14 protein-coding genes are annotated in these 12,885 nt (G+C 64.0%); 12 read left to right on the forward strand and 2 right to left on the reverse strand.

What is annotated here, in order from left to right:
* Positions 1–15: 15 nt before the first annotated feature.
* The 6 genes from ABCN56_RS05665 to ABCN56_RS05690 all read left to right on the forward strand — a co-directional run bounded on the left by ABCN56_RS05665 (position 16) and on the right by ABCN56_RS05690 (position 4,716).
* A complete protein-coding gene (locus ABCN56_RS05665; RefSeq protein WP_343079783.1) occupies positions 16–711 on the forward strand; it encodes a CoA transferase subunit A in 696 nt (231 codons plus the stop codon).
* Between the two features lie 12 nt (positions 712–723).
* On the forward strand, positions 724–978 hold the full coding sequence (locus tag ABCN56_RS05670; RefSeq protein ID WP_343079784.1) for a hypothetical protein: 255 nt from the start codon (positions 724–726) through the stop codon (positions 976–978).
* 3 nt (positions 979–981) lie between these two features.
* Positions 982–1,608, forward strand: a complete 627-nt coding sequence (locus ABCN56_RS05675) for a 3-oxoacid CoA-transferase subunit B (protein WP_343079785.1) — start codon at positions 982–984, stop codon at positions 1,606–1,608.
* Between the two features lie 81 nt (positions 1,609–1,689).
* Positions 1,690–2,691 (forward strand): lysylphosphatidylglycerol synthase transmembrane domain-containing protein, encoded by a 1,002-nt coding sequence (locus ABCN56_RS05680; RefSeq protein ID WP_343079786.1) that lies wholly within the window; start codon positions 1,690–1,692, stop codon positions 2,689–2,691.
* Positions 2,672–3,982: an FAD-binding protein gene (locus tag ABCN56_RS05685; RefSeq protein WP_343079787.1), complete on the forward strand. Its 1,311-nt coding sequence runs from the start codon at positions 2,672–2,674 to the stop codon at positions 3,980–3,982. The genes ABCN56_RS05680 and ABCN56_RS05685 overlap by 20 nt, the downstream gene beginning before the upstream one ends.
* Positions 3,979–4,716: an SDR family NAD(P)-dependent oxidoreductase gene (locus ABCN56_RS05690; RefSeq protein ID WP_343079788.1), complete on the forward strand. Its 738-nt coding sequence runs from the start codon at positions 3,979–3,981 to the stop codon at positions 4,714–4,716. The genes ABCN56_RS05685 and ABCN56_RS05690 overlap by 4 nt, the downstream gene beginning before the upstream one ends.
* A gap of 54 nt (positions 4,717–4,770) precedes the next feature.
* Here ABCN56_RS05690 and ABCN56_RS05695 read toward each other — a convergent pair whose 3' ends face one another.
* Together ABCN56_RS05695 and ABCN56_RS05700 are read right to left on the reverse strand one after the other, a co-directional pair.
* Positions 4,771–6,204 (reverse strand): UbiA family prenyltransferase, encoded by a 1,434-nt coding sequence (locus tag ABCN56_RS05695; RefSeq protein WP_343079789.1) that lies wholly within the window; start codon positions 6,202–6,204, stop codon positions 4,771–4,773.
* A 2-nt stretch (positions 6,205–6,206) separates the two neighbouring features.
* Positions 6,207–7,061, reverse strand: a complete 855-nt coding sequence (locus ABCN56_RS05700) for a lytic transglycosylase domain-containing protein (protein ID WP_343079790.1) — start codon at positions 7,059–7,061, stop codon at positions 6,207–6,209.
* 355 nt (positions 7,062–7,416) lie between these two features.
* Between ABCN56_RS05700 and ABCN56_RS05705 the strand changes: the two genes are divergently transcribed.
* The 6 genes from ABCN56_RS05705 to ABCN56_RS05730 all read left to right on the forward strand — a co-directional run bounded on the left by ABCN56_RS05705 (position 7,417) and on the right by ABCN56_RS05730 (position 12,885).
* Positions 7,417–7,608, forward strand: a complete 192-nt coding sequence (locus tag ABCN56_RS05705; protein ID WP_343079791.1) for a Flp family type IVb pilin — start codon at positions 7,417–7,419, stop codon at positions 7,606–7,608.
* A gap of 174 nt (positions 7,609–7,782) precedes the next feature.
* Positions 7,783–7,962 carry a hypothetical protein gene (locus tag ABCN56_RS05710; protein WP_343079792.1) on the forward strand — a complete coding sequence of 60 codons (180 nt, stop codon included), beginning with the start codon at positions 7,783–7,785 and terminating at the stop codon, positions 7,960–7,962.
* A gap of 264 nt (positions 7,963–8,226) precedes the next feature.
* Complete coding sequence (cpaB, locus tag ABCN56_RS05715) at positions 8,227–9,096, forward strand: Flp pilus assembly protein CpaB (RefSeq protein WP_343079793.1); 870 nt, start codon at positions 8,227–8,229, stop codon at positions 9,094–9,096.
* A 216-nt stretch (positions 9,097–9,312) separates the two neighbouring features.
* Positions 9,313–10,698, forward strand: coding sequence for a type II and III secretion system protein family protein (locus ABCN56_RS05720; RefSeq protein ID WP_343079794.1), 1,386 nt, complete (start codon positions 9,313–9,315; stop codon positions 10,696–10,698).
* A 4-nt stretch (positions 10,699–10,702) separates the two neighbouring features.
* Positions 10,703–11,365, forward strand: coding sequence for an OmpA family protein (locus ABCN56_RS05725; protein WP_343079795.1), 663 nt, complete (start codon positions 10,703–10,705; stop codon positions 11,363–11,365).
* A gap of 257 nt (positions 11,366–11,622) precedes the next feature.
* On the forward strand, positions 11,623–12,885 hold the full coding sequence (locus ABCN56_RS05730) for a CpaE/TadZ family protein (protein ID WP_343080125.1): 1,263 nt from the start codon (positions 11,623–11,625) through the stop codon (positions 12,883–12,885).

Raw genomic sequence — 12,885 nt, forward strand, 5'->3', positions numbered from 1 at the left:
AAAAGGGAGCTAGTGATGAAGAAAGTCTACACCTCGGCGGCCGCGGCCCTTGAGGGTCTCCTGCATGACGGCATGTTCATTGCCGCCGGCGGTTTCGGCCTATGCGGCATCCCCGAAAACCTGATCGCGGCGATCCGCGATGCCGGTGTGAAGAACCTGACCATCGCCTCAAACAACGCCGGCGTGGATGATTTCGGCCTCGGAGTTCTTCTCCAGACCCGCCAGGTGAAGAAGATGATCTCCTCTTACGTGGGCGAAAACGCGGAGTTCATGCGCCAGTATCTTTCCGGGGAACTCGAACTCGAATTCAACCCGCAGGGAACGCTCGCCGAACGGATGCGCGCGGGCGGCGCGGGGATCCCCGGCTTCTACACCAAGACCGGCGTCGGAACCGTGATCGCCGATGGCAAGGAGCATAAGGAGTTCGACGGCGAGACCTACATCCTCGAACGTGGAATCGTCGCCGACCTGTCGATCGTCAAGGCCTGGAAGGCCGATCCCTCGGGCAACCTCGTCTTCCGCAAGACCGCGCGGAACTTCAACGTTCCGGCGGCGACTTGCGGCAAGATCTGCGTGGCCGAGGTGGAGGAAATCGTCCCGATGGGCAGCCTCGACGGCGACCAGATCCACCTGCCGGGCATCTACGTGCACCGGCTGATCGAGGGCCAGCACGAGAAACGGGTCGAACAGCGCACCGTGCGCGCCGCGTAGGAGGGCCGGAGGATGGACTACGAAGAAATCGAGGCCGACCGCCAGGCGAACGAGAAGCGTCGCCAGCAGGTTCCCGTCGACATGTCCGAATGGATCACTGCGGCCGAGCGGGTCGTTCACAAGCACTTCACCCTGACCGACCAGACGGCGCGCAACGCGCTCGTCGTGCAGCTCGCCACCGCCATGATGCTCGAATACCGGCTTGGCGAGGTCGATGCCTCGCTGGACCATATCCGCCGGTCGATCGAAAACCCGAACTGGAGATAACAGATGCCCTGGGACCGCAATCAGATGGCCGCCCGCGCGGCGCAGGAGCTCGAGGACGGGATGTACGTCAACCTCGGGATCGGCATCCCGACGCTCGTGTCCAATTACATTCCCGAGGGCATCGAGGTGACGCTGCAGTCGGAAAACGGCATGCTCGGCATGGGCCCTTTCCCGACTGAGGACAAGGTCGACCCGGATCTCATCAACGCCGGCAAGCAGACGATCACGGAACTGCCGCAGACCGCCTATTTCGACAGCGCCCAGAGCTTCGCGATGATCCGCGGCGGCAAGATCGCCATGGCGATCCTCGGCGCGATGGAGGTTTCGGAAAAGGGCGACCTCGCCAACTGGATGATCCCCGGCAAGCTCGTGAAGGGCATGGGCGGCGCGATGGACCTCGTCGCGGGGGTGAAGCGCGTGGTCGTGGTGATGGACCACACGTCCAAGCATGGAGAGTCCAAGGTGCTGAAGGAATGCACGCTTCCGCTGACCGGCAAGGCCGTGGTGGACCGGATCATCACCAATCTCGGCGTCCTCGATGTGAGCCACAAGGGGCTCCACATCGTCGAACTCGCCCCCGGCGTGACCCGCGAGGAGATGATTGCGGCGACCGAAGCGGCGATCGTCTGATCGCGCCGCCTGAATTGTTTCGATTGCCGGGACAAAACCATAATCCTGCCGGAATTCGCTGTTAGTCGGCGGGTCATGACGATGAGCGGCACCGATCCGATGGCAACGCGCCCCGCCTCCCGGCGGTGGCGCGACCGCGCGCTGCTTCTGGGCCTGGTGGCTCTGGTTGCCGTTGGCCTCGCGGGGCTTGCCGCTGCCACCGGCTGGCGCGAGACGCTGGCACAGCTCTCCCGCCTCGGCCCGCTCCAGATCGCGATCCTCCTGGCGCTTTCCCTCGTCAACTACCTGTTCCGCGCGCTGCGCTGGCACCTCTTCGCGCGCCGCCTCGGTCTTCCGACCACGCTTGCGCGCGACGCGCTGCACTTCCTCGGGGGCTTTGCGATGAGCGTGACCCCCGGCCGTGTGGGAGAGCTCGTCCGCATGCGCTGGCTGCGCCGCGAAACCGGCTGGAGCTTCGAGCGAACCGCACCGCTCGTCCTTGTGGACCGTGCTTCCGACCTCGCGGCGATGGCACTGATCCTCGGCGGCGCGGTCATGCTTTCGGCGACCGGAATTGCCGGCGCCGTCCCGGTGACGCTCCTGGCGCTGGCGGCGGCCTTCGTCGCCACGCGGCCCTCGCTTCTCGATGCGCTCGCCACCCGTGCGCATCGCATTACCGGCCTCTGGCCGCGCCTATTCGCGCGCCTCCGCCGGGCCGCGAAGTCGCTGGCGAAGTTCTCGCACCCCTCTGCGCTCGCCTTCGCCGCATTCCTCGGGGTCCTGGGCTGGGCGGCCGAAGCCTACGCCTTCCACCTGCTGCTCGCCTGGATGGGGGCCGACATCGGCGCCGCCAAGGCCGCCGCGATCTTCATCTTCGCCACCCTCGCGGGCGGCCTGACGGGCGCACCCGGTGGCGTCGGCGGGGCCGAAGCCGCGATGGTCGCGCTTCTCACACTCGACGGCGTGCCGCTCGACGCGTCCGTCGCCGCTACCGCCGTCATTCGACTCACAACGCTCTGGTTCGCGATCGGGATCGGGCTTGCCCTCTTCCCCATCGCCGAACGTCATTCCCTCAAGGCACGGAATGCTCTGGAAAACCGCTGATTACACCGGCTGGGGCCGCGCGCTGCAAGCGACTGGCGATCTCGCTCGCCCCGAACGCCAATCCGCGCTCACGTCGCTTGCCGGCGAAGGTCCGGCCTTCGGCATGCGCCGCAGTTATGGCGACGCGGCGCTCAACTCGGGCGGCAAGGCGATCGACATGTCGCGCCTCGACCGAATTCTCGGTTTCGATCCCGCTACCGGGATCCTCGAGGCCGAGGCCGGCGCCCGCATCGGCGAGATCGCCGCGGCCTTCGCGCCGAGGGGTTGGCTCCCCCCCGTCATGCCCGGCACCGGATTCGCCACGATTGGCGGCTGCTTCGCCCAGGACGTGCACGGAAAGAACCATCATCACGCCGGCAGCTTCTGCCAGCACGTTGCAGAAATCGAACTTGTCCAGGGCGGAAAGCGCCGGAAAATCACGCCAGAGAAGAACAAATCACTCTTCCGGGCAACGTCAGGCGGATTGGGACAAACCGGCGTGATCGCGTCGGCGAAACTCCGGATGATGCCCTGCAAGAGCGACATGATCCTCGTCACCGAACGCCGGGTAGAGGACTGGGACGAGCACATCGCAGCGCTGGATGCCTCGACCGCGACCTATACCGTGGGCTGGATCGACGCGACGGCGACGGGGGCGAAGCTTGGCCGCGGCATCCTTGAAGAGGGTGAAACCGGCAAGGGCCTCGTGAAGAAGCGCGGCAAGGCCCGCAAGGTCCCATTCGACGCGCCGGGCTTCGCGCTGTCGGCGCCCGTGGTCCGCGCCTTCAACGCGCTCTACTACGCCCGCGTGCCGGCCTCTGGCCGCACCGTCGTGAAGCCGATCACCGATTTCTTCTTCCCGCTCGACAAGATCCACGACTGGAACCGGCTGTACGGCAAGCGTGGCTTCCACCAGTTCCAGTGCGTCGTCCCGCTGGCATCGGCCCCCGCGCTGAAGGAAATGCTGGCGCTGATCGCGACCTCGGGCCGGGCCTCGCCGCTCGCGGTCCTGAAACGTATGGGTGAGGGCCGCGCGGGCCACCTCTCCTTCCCGATGGAGGGCTACACGCTGGCGGTCGACTTTCCGAACCGCCCGGCCGCGGCGCCGATGATCGCGCGGCTGAACGACATGGCTGCCGACGCAGGTGGACGCGTCTATTTCGCCAAGGACAGCCTTTGCGACGCGCGCCTGATCCCGGGGATGTATCCGGAGCTTGCCGACTGGCAGGCCGAGGTCGCCAAGGCCGACCCGGAGGGCAAACTCGCCACCGACCTCGTCCGGCGGCTCAAGCTGAGGGAGCCTCGGGCATGAAGGAAACCTGGATCATCCTTGGCGCCAGCTCCGCGATGGCGCGCGCGCTGGCGCGGCAGCTTTCCGAAGAGGGCGCGGCGGTCCTCCTTGCGGGGCGCGACATGGCAGACCTGGAGGCCACGGCAGCCGACTGCCGCAACCGCGGCGCCCTTCTGGCCGAGGCGGTCGCGTTTGACGCCCGCGAACCCAAGGGCTTCGAAGCGATCATCGCCCGGATGGAAGCCGAGGAGGGCACGCTCAACGCCGCCGTTTTCGCCGGCTCCATGCCCGCGCAGGACAAGATCGACGAGGACCCGTCCCTGATCGCGGGCCTCGTCGAAGACAATTTCGTTGGGCCCGCCCGCTTCCTGCAGATGCTTGCGCCGCTCATCGAGGCGCGCGGCGGCGGAACTGTCGTTGGCGTCGGCTCCGTGGCGGGCGACCGCGGGCGGATCGGAAATTACGTCTATGGCGCCGCGAAGGCCGCCTTCCACACCTACCTCTCTGGGCTCCGGAACCGCCTTACGCGCGCGGGCGGCCACGTGGTGACGGTGAAGCCGGGCTTCGTCGACACCGCGATGACCTGGGGGCTGCCGGGCCTGTTCCTCGTCGCCCCCCCGGAAGCGGTGGCGGAGGACATCCTGAAGGCGGTGCGGAAGAAGCGGAACGTGATCTACACGCCCTTCTTCTGGCGTTACATCATGCTGATCATCCGGCACATCCCCGAACCGATCTTCAAGAAGATGAAGATCTGACGGAGCGCATCGGTACGAACTGACAGGGCGAAGAAACGTGGACCCCTCCGGGTCTCACCCGCCGAACCACTGCGCCCAGAGGCCCGCCGCCCAGAACATCAGGCTGAGCGTGATCATCAGGAGGCCGATCCCGAGCTTGTCCTTCATCGCGAAGACGATGGGGTCGTAGTCCTGCTTGCCCCACCAGCCCAGAAGCACCATCCGGACGAGCCACAGCCCCATCGGGATCATCGCGACCCACGTGAGCCAGGTCGTCGGATAAAGCTCCCGCCCCTGCTCGGAGACCGAGTAGAGGAAGAAGATGAGGAGCGCGCCAAAGGTTCCAAGGCCGGCGACGTTCAGAAGGTCTCCACGATCGCCCCGACCATAGCCGCGTCCGGGCAATTTGTCGTCCGTGGTGGCGAGCGTAAGTTCCGTCAGCCGCTTCACGCAGCCCAAGGCGATGAACACCGGGAATATGAAGATCAGCATGTAGATCGAAACGTCGACCTGCCCGGCAGCCGCGCCCGCCACGACGCGGATCGTGTAGAGCCCGGCCAGCGTCGCGATATCCACCCACCTGAGCCGCTTCAGCCTGAGCGAATAGGCGAGCGAGGTGATCATGTAGAGGATCACGATGCCCAGGAAACCGACGTTCAACGAAGCTGCTATGCCCAGGGCCGCGATGGCCAGCGCGACGAAGGTGAACATCCCCGACTGGATCGGCACCACGCCGCTGGCGAAGGGGCGGTTGCTTTTCGTCGGGTGCAGGCGATCCGCCTCGAGGTCGAGGAGATCGTTGACGATGTAGATGGACGAAGCCGCGGCCGAAAAGGCCACGATCCCCCACAGGATCGGCACCAGCGTCGCCATGTCGAACCTGTGGGCCGCGATCAGCGGCAGGACGAGAAGGCCGTTCTTGACCCACTGGTGCGGCCGAAGCGCCTTTGCTAGGCCGCGCCAGTTCGTTCCACCGGCGTAATGCACCACATTCTGCCCGCGCGCCGCAAGTTGCTGCGCCTCGCGCGAACGCCCCAGCACGATCGCGTTTTCCGCCTGTTCCCAAACAGGCAGGTCCGCCCGCGCGTCGCCCGCGTAGTCGAATCCGCGCACTCCGTAGGTTTCGACGAGGGCTTCGGCCTTTTGCGGGCCTTTCATGTTCGTCTCGCCGTCGGACGCCAGGACAGACTTCGAAAGCCCGTAGTCGGCCGCAAGGCGGGAGACGAGGCTTTCGTCCGAGGCCGAGGCCAGAACGACCTCGCGGCCAGCCATGCGGCTGTGCAGGGCGAGCTCGGCAATCTCGGGGTTCACCGGCAGGAGTTCGGTGCGCAGCGGCGCGATGCGGGCGAGTTCCGCCTTGAGCCGGGCGGGATGCCGGAAATGCCGGAACGACGCCAGCAGCGTCGCAACAGGCGCGCGCCCAAGCCCCGCCCAGAAGCATTCCATCAGCATGTCCGTTCTCAGGAACGTGCCGTCAACGTCCAGCACGAGAGGCTTCACGTCCGACATCCTCACCCTTTCACGGCGAAGACACAGCCGTCCGTGACAAGCTCCGGAGGCGTAAGGCACAGCCCCCGCGCCACCGTCCAGGCCGCCAGCACCTTTGGCACGTAGCCCCGCGTCTCGGCATAGGGCGGCACGCCACCGTTAGACTTCACGGAGTTCTCGCCCGCGTTGTAGGCGGCAAGCACCATCAGAGGATCGCGGTCGAACTCCTTCATCAGCCAGTTCAGGTAGGCGACACCGCCTCGAATGTTCTGCGCCGGGTCGGTGCTGTCGGAAACGCCAAAGCGCTTCGCCGTGGCCGGAATGAGCTGCATGAGGCCGACGGCCCCGGCCGAGGAAACCGCTTCCGAGCGGCCCGCGCTTTCGATGCCGATCACCGCGACGACGAGCGCGGGGGAAACCTCTGTGCCGATCGTGGCCCTCAGGATTTCGGTGCCATACCTGGAGGCGATATCCTGCAGCGACTGCAGCCTTGGGGCTCGGACGGCAGTGCCGTCGGGACCCTGAGCCAGAGCCGCAAGCGCCTTCGTGAATCTTCCGTTCCGGTCCCCGAGCGCCGGAGAGACCGCGTTCCAGTACCAGTCATAGTCCGAAGGGCCGCTCGGGCCGTCAGGCAGGAGACCGGGCGCAACGCCGCCCCGAGGTATCGGGTTCTCCGGTGGCGGCATGACCGCGGCCAGCATCCTCGCCTGCTCTTCGGGATCGATCTGCACGGTAATCCGCTTGCCGCCCGACGGTTTGGAAACTCCTATGCGCTTAAAAGTGAAATCCGGGTAGGGCTGGGGGCCTTCTTCAGCACCCGCAGGCACCGCCACAAGGGCAGTGCAAAGGACCGTTATCAGACCGAATCTCCGCGTCATCAGGCGCGTCTCGCCCCACTCCATTGATATCTATTCAATAGTCTTCTCGCAAAACTGGGAAAGTTGTGCCAGACAAACCGCCCCTCGGCCCGGTTTTGCCTGCAAACAAAGGCGATTCGGCAACAGTCGGCGAGCCCAAGACAACCTAGGCGGGTATTTTTTCGTATTTACTTCAAGGGCTTGAAAGGGTATCAAACAGGCACTTGAACCCCCCCTGAAAAAACCCCTACCGTGTCAAAATCCTGCCACGATTGAGCGGCCATAGTTGCCCATGCCGCGACGGCAATGGGCCTTACAGAGTGAGCCCAACGACCGGTGCGGATGGCAAGTAGTGCGAAGCGATGGAGATAGAGATATGAAACTGTTCAAGTTTGTCGGTAAGTTCCGCAAAGAAGAAGACGGCGCTGTGACCGTTGACTGGGTCGTTCTCACGGCTGCCGTGATCGCCCTCGGCGTGATCGCCCTGACCGCGGTTCGCGGTGGCGTTCAAATCCTCAGCGGCAAGATCAGCTCGGCGCTGTCCAGCCGCAACCCGGACTCCCCGTGATCTGACGCGCGTCTCGCGCGAAAGCTGCGAAGGCCGTGCTACCTGCACGGCCTTCGTCGTTTTTTGACAGCCGACCTTCACGGAAAACCCCTTGTCTTGCCGTACTTCCGACATGATCCGATGCGACCTTGTTCCAAGCGGACCCATAAAGGAAATGGCTTCGAGGTGTCTGGTATGATCAAGCGGATCAAACTCTTTCGTCGTTCGGAAGACGGGGCGGTTACGGCCGACTGGGTCCTGCTGACAGCAGCGATCGTAGGTCTTTCGTTCCCGCTCGTCGCCATGATCAAGGGCGGGCAGGACATCCTCGCCGGAAAGATCCACACGTCGCTCTCCACCAGGGAAATTGAGTGATCGCAACGACGATCGGGCGCCCGGCTGGCCGCGGCGCCCATTGACGTGCCCGGCCGGCTCCTTTAACCCCTAGCCGTTCGCGTCCGGCAGCGCGTTTTTTGCCATTTCGGCGGCTGACTGTTCCGACATTGTGCAAATTCCGCCGCTGCGGCGCGGTTTGACCAAGATAATGCCGCAATCTCACGGACAATTGTAGAGACTTCGGCAGCAAATGGATGTTGGCGTCGGGCGAAACCCGACCCCGAGCGGTTGAAAGGAAACGTCATGCGGATCGTCTTTGCTCTGGTCCTGCTCGCGGGCCTAGGCCTCGCCGGCTTCGCCGTTTTTATGGCACAAGGATACATCGAACAGATCCAGGCAGAGCGTGACCAGCTGATCGCCATGCGGGATCAGGCGCCTCACCTGAGCGATGTCGTCGTCGCCAAGAAAACGATGAAGTACGGCGACCGAATCACGCGCGACGATCTTCAGACGATCAAGTGGCCAACGGACAGCCTTCCGGCGGGCGTCTTCAACTACATCGAGGCCCCCGATGGCGCCGGGTCCGATGTCAAAGCATTCTTCGCGCGCGGCGAAACGCGGCCCCGCGCCGCCCTGCGCAGCTTCGAGCCATTCGAACCGGTGCTGGCCAGCAAGGTCACTCAACCGGGGGTTGACGCCGGTATCAACGCGAACCTGACGCCGGGAATGCGAGCCTTCGCAATTCGCGTCGACGTGCTTTCCGGCGTATCGGGCTTCCTGCGTCCGGGCGACCGGGTGGACGTCTACTGGACGGGCCGGATCGGCGACAGCAACGTCACGAAGTTGATCCAGACCGGCGTCCGGCTCATCGCCATCGACCAGAACGCAGACGCCGACCGGACGGAAGAAACCATGATCGCTCGGACGGTTACGGTGGAGGTAACGCCGGAGCAAGTCGCCGCACTCACCCAGGCGCAGTCAACCGGCTCTCTCACGCTCTCGCTCGTCGGCAGCAATGACGTCAGCGAAGTGGGCCCGATCGAGGTCGACCAGAGAACTCTTCTTGGCCTGCAGGAGGAAGTCGTCGTTGCGCCCGAAGTGAAAGAAGTCTGCACCGTGCGCACGAACAAGGGCGGCGAAATCGTCGTTGTGGAGATCCCCTGCCCCGACTGAGAGTCCACAGGCAGGTTCGAGAACCTCTGAAGGACACCGCATATGGTGTCCTTTTCTTTTTGGGCGCGCAACTTAGCCGTATGTGTTGCGATTTGCCCACATAAGGAAATTAACGCAACCAGTTGATTATTGCATAAAAAGGCCGAGTCCCGCATGCTTCCGGCAATATGGGTAGACGACCCGGTAAACGAGGCGTGATCAGAGAGGCAGGGTCACATGACAATACAAAAGGTTCTTTGGGCCGGCATGCTGGGCGTCACGCTCACCATGACGGCCATTCCCGCGGCAGAAGCGCAGACTTTGCGAGTGGTCAGTGGTTCCCCCTCCAGCGCGCTTCAGGTTCCCATGAACCGGGCCGTCGTAGTTGAGGCAGATGCACCATTCGCAGAACTTTCGATCGCCAACCCCGGCATCGCGGACATTTCCACCCTTTCGGACCGCACGATCTACGTTCTCGGCAAGGCACCCGGGCGCACAACGCTGACGCTCCTCGGACCGGACGGCGGTCTGATCGCCAACGTCGAGGTTCAAGTGACCCCGGACGTCGCTGAATTCAAGGAGCGGCTCCAGCAGATCCTGCCGGGTGAGAATATCGAGGTCCGCACAGCGAATGACGGCATCGTGCTGTCGGGCGTTGTTTCTTCGATCACGAAACTCGACCGCGCGCTTGATCTTGCGAACCGCTACGCGCCGGATCGCGTTTCCAACCTGATGATGGTCGGCGGCACCCAGCAGGTCATGCTGAAGGTCCGCTTCGCCGAAATGCAGCGCTCCGTGCGGAAGGCGCTCGGCAGCAGCGTCGCCGTCAGCGGCGGCTTCGGCGATGCCTGGACCGGCTCCTACCTCAACGGCAACATGATGGGCGGGTCCACCTACACCTTCCCGACGGGCACGCAGGCCGGCGCTGCTATCGGAGGCAGCATCGGCGGACTTGAATTCGAGGTTCTCCTCGAGGCCCTGGAAACCAAAGGCATGGTCCGCACGCTCGCGGAGCCCAACCTTACGGCACTCTCCGGCCAGGAAGCGCGCTTCCTCGCCGGCGGCGAAGTACCGATCCCGAAAGACGCCGGCGACGGCAAGATCGCGATCGACTACAAGCCGTTCGGCGTCGAACTGACCTTCCTTCCGACGGTCGTCGATGGCGACGTCATCAACCTCGCGATCAACGCGGCCGTGTCGAGCATCGACACCGCCCTGTCGAGCGAGGAAGAGCGGGTCTTCCGTCGTCGTGAAACCCGCACGACGGTCGAGATGCGCGACGGCGAAAGCTTCGCCATCGCAGGCCTCCTGCAGGACGACTTCCTCGACTCGGCCGGTCAGGTGCCGTGGCTTGGCGACATCCCGATTCTGGGTGCGCTCTTCCGCAGCTCCGAATACCAGCGCCGGCAGAGCGAACTCGTCGTGATCGTGACGCCGCACCTCGTGACCCCGCTTCGCGGAGAAGCCTTCGCGCTTCCGACGGATCGGGTCCACCCGCCGACCGAGGCAGAACTGTTCCTCTTCGGCAAGACCGCCAGAGCCGGCAAGGCCCCCACCACGGGTGGCGCTGCCGAAGTCGCGAAACAGGACTTCTCGGGGTCCTATGGCTATGTGATGGAGTAATCAGATGCGCACGAAGATGAGGCTCCTTCTGATCACGGTCGGTGTCGCGGCGCTTGCTGGCTGCTCCGCTGAAACCAACAACTTCCGCGCCTTCTATTCGGAGGCTGGCAGCGACGTGGACATGGGCGATTTCGGAAATTCGACCATGCAAAACACGATGCTGATGAGCAATCCGGAATCCTACGCGATTGATCTGACGCGGAAATTCGCGGCCGACGTGCCGAACACGGTGAACTTCGAGTTCAACAAGGCCACCCTCGATGCCGAGGCCCAGGCGGTCCTTCGCCGCCAGGCGGACTGGATCAAGCAGTTCCCGGAAATCCGGTTCCGCGTCTATGGCCACACCGACCTCGTGGGATCGGACGCCTACAACAAGCGGCTTGGCCTTCGCCGGGCGCAGGCGGTCGTCTCGTTCCTCGTCGGGCAGGGCATCAGCCGGTCGCGCCTCGAGGCGGTGGCTTCCTTCGGCGAAACACAGCCGCTGGTCTTCACCCAGGCGCCCGAACGGCAGAACCGCCGGACCGTCACCGAGGTTTCGGGCTTCGTCGAGAAGAACCCGGCCCTCCTCAACGGGAAGTACGCTCACGTGATCTTCCGCGAATACGTTGCGGGCGCGACCTTCCCGCATCCGTCGATCGAGCTCCTGGCCATCGGCGCCAGCCAGTGATTCGCCACAAAATCGGTTCGAGGGCGGGATTTTCAACAAATCCCGCCCTTACCTTTTGATCGTATCGGGAATCCGCACAATTACGATCTTCATGCCCAAATCTGGCCCTTATTGTCCGCGATACATACGGAAATCATTGATACGCGCGGAATTTCGCGACTCGCGTAAACGTGTTCGTCTGCGACCCGAGGCCACATATGGCGAAGACCGAAAATCAGCCCTATGATCGGCCTCTCGACAAGGAGAGGCAGGAAGCAATGGGGAACGGAACAGGGGCAACGTCCGCTGGGGCTCTGCAACCGAAGGCAGCTCCAATCACCGCGTGCACAATATCTAGGGACGTTGCGAATTTCGATCTGCTGATCGAGGACATGGAGGCGGAGGTCGGCGAGGCCTGGGGCGATCTGACGTTCGAAGACGCCTCGGTCTTCCTGAGCCAGCCCGAGGCCGAATCGCTTCAGTTCGTTGCCATCGCCGTTGACGAGGAGGATGAGGCCGACCTGAGCCGGATCGCCTCGATCATCCAGACCGCGAAGGACATGGGCATCAAGGTCATCCTGATCGCCCAGGAAGTGAGCCCGGTGATCCTTCACCAGCTTCTGCGTCTGGGTGCCGACGACTTCGTCCCCTACCCGCTTCCGGAAAACGCATTGCACGAAGCCGTCGAAAGGCTTCGCAGGGTAGCGAGCCAGCCGACCGGCCCGGCCGCCGTGGTGCCCGGACACAAGCCGCAAGCCGACCGTAACGGTGTCGTGCTGCCCGTTCATGGTCTTGCTGGCGGCGTCGGCGCAACGAACTTCGCGGTCAACCTGGCGTGGGAACTCGCGACCATCCAGAAGGATGACGCGCCGAAGGTCTGCCTGCTCGACCTCGATTTCCAGTACGGCTCGGTCGCGACCTACCTGGATCTGCCTCGGCGCGACGCGGTCTACGAGATGCTCTCGGACACCGCGCATCTCGACACTGACGGTCTGGCCGGGGCGATGTTGTCGTTCCGCGACAAGCTCTCGGTCCTGACGGCCCCGTCAGAGATGTTGCCCCTCGATTTCGTGACCTCCGAGGACATCAACCGGCTCATCAATCTTGCGCGGGCCAATTACGACTTCGTCGTGATCGACATGCCGCACACGGTGGTGCAGTGGACCGAAGCCGTGCTACACCAAGCGCATGTCCATTTCGAACTTCTGGAACTCGACATGCGCTCGGCACAGAACGCGCTGCGCATGATCCGCGCGCTGAAGTCCGAGGAACTGCCGGTAGAAAAGCTGCGCTTCGTCCTCAACCGTGCGCCGAAATTCACCGATCTCACGGGGAAGGGCCGCGTGAAGAGGCTCAGCGAAAGCCTCGATATCGACATCGAAGGCCAGCTGCCCGACGGCGGGGACCAGGTGTCCCAGGCCAACGACCACGGATTGCCGCTGGGCGAAACCACACCGAAGAACCCGCTGCGCCGGGAGATCCAGAAGCTCGCCAAGTCGCTGTTCGAACTGAGCAAGCAGACGGAAGCTGCAAAGGTATGA

The sequence above is a fragment of the Ostreiculturibacter nitratireducens genome (genome assembly GCF_032670585.1).
Taxonomy (GTDB): Bacteria; Pseudomonadota; Alphaproteobacteria; order Rhodobacterales; family Rhodobacteraceae; genus Ostreiculturibacter; species Ostreiculturibacter nitratireducens.

Coding starts and splice junctions, on each gene's coding strand:
- ABCN56_RS05680 (WP_343079786.1), top strand. CDS start 1,690: ATGAGCGGCACCGATCCGATGGCAACGCGCCCCGCCTCCCGGCGGTGG.
- ABCN56_RS05710 (WP_343079792.1), top strand. CDS start 7,783: ATGATCAAGCGGATCAAACTCTTTCGTCGTTCGGAAGACGGGGCGGTT.
- ABCN56_RS05670 (WP_343079784.1), top strand. CDS start 724: ATGGACTACGAAGAAATCGAGGCCGACCGCCAGGCGAACGAGAAGCGT.
- ABCN56_RS05725 (WP_343079795.1), top strand. CDS start 10,703: ATGCGCACGAAGATGAGGCTCCTTCTGATCACGGTCGGTGTCGCGGCG.
- cpaB (WP_343079793.1), top strand. CDS start 8,227: ATGCGGATCGTCTTTGCTCTGGTCCTGCTCGCGGGCCTAGGCCTCGCC.
- ABCN56_RS05685 (WP_343079787.1), top strand. CDS start 2,672: ATGCTCTGGAAAACCGCTGATTACACCGGCTGGGGCCGCGCGCTGCAA.
- ABCN56_RS05700 (WP_343079790.1), bottom strand. CDS start 7,061: ATGACGCGGAGATTCGGTCTGATAACGGTCCTTTGCACTGCCCTTGTG.
- ABCN56_RS05695 (WP_343079789.1), bottom strand. CDS start 6,204: ATGTCGGACGTGAAGCCTCTCGTGCTGGACGTTGACGGCACGTTCCTG.
- ABCN56_RS05705 (WP_343079791.1), top strand. CDS start 7,417: ATGAAACTGTTCAAGTTTGTCGGTAAGTTCCGCAAAGAAGAAGACGGC.
- ABCN56_RS05730 (WP_343080125.1), top strand. CDS start 11,623: ATGGGGAACGGAACAGGGGCAACGTCCGCTGGGGCTCTGCAACCGAAG.
- ABCN56_RS05675 (WP_343079785.1), top strand. CDS start 982: ATGCCCTGGGACCGCAATCAGATGGCCGCCCGCGCGGCGCAGGAGCTC.
- ABCN56_RS05720 (WP_343079794.1), top strand. CDS start 9,313: ATGACAATACAAAAGGTTCTTTGGGCCGGCATGCTGGGCGTCACGCTC.
- ABCN56_RS05665 (WP_343079783.1), top strand. CDS start 16: ATGAAGAAAGTCTACACCTCGGCGGCCGCGGCCCTTGAGGGTCTCCTG.
- ABCN56_RS05690 (WP_343079788.1), top strand. CDS start 3,979: ATGAAGGAAACCTGGATCATCCTTGGCGCCAGCTCCGCGATGGCGCGC.